The sequence below is a fragment of the Neisseria sp. P0021.S007 genome (assembly GCF_051956855.1).
Map to the genome: position 1 here is coordinate 1 of NZ_JBQCXA010001225.1, position 513 is coordinate 513.

1 protein-coding gene and 1 pseudogene are annotated in these 513 nt (G+C 58.5%); both read left to right on the plus strand.

What is annotated here, in order from left to right; genetic code table 11:
* Positions 1 to 287: ribosomal protein S18-alanine N-acetyltransferase (gene rimI, locus ACTHUR_RS18425; RefSeq protein ID WP_440400211.1), on the plus strand; the 287-nt coding region annotated here is incomplete at its 5' end.
* Positions 281 to 513 (plus strand): annotated as a pseudogene (locus ACTHUR_RS18430) (uracil-DNA glycosylase family protein); the annotation flags it as partial. The gene rimI and the pseudogene ACTHUR_RS18430, both read left to right, overlap by 7 nt.

The following is a 513-nucleotide window of genomic DNA, read 5'->3' on the forward strand; positions in this document are numbered from 1 at the left end:
GCTTTATCGTTTGGCAGGATATATTGGACGAATCTGAGCTGCATTTGATTGCCACCGCACCCGAATACCGCCGCCAAGGCATTGCCGCCGCACTATTGGAGCATTGGTTCCGCCACGCCCAAACCGCCGGCATCACGCGCCTGCTGCTGGAAGTCCGCGCAGACAATGCCGCCGCCCAATCGCTGTATCTCAAATACGGCTTTACCGAGGCCGGCATTCGCAAACATTACTATTCCCTGCCCGAAGGCGGGCATGAAGACGCCGTTTTAATGGAAAAACCATGTTAAGCAGCCGCTATCTCCACTTGCATCAGGCATTAGGCTTAGGCCCGATGTGGCTGAACCGTAACGCCAAAGTCATCCCGCCCGCAGGTGATGCCTCCGTTACGCAGCCGCAAAAACCTGCCGCCGCCCAAGTTGCCGAAGCCGTCCGCACGATTTCCGCATCGGCACATCATGCCCGTATGGCGGCGATGGCGGCGGTTCAACACGAAAAAACTGCCCCCGCAGCGGC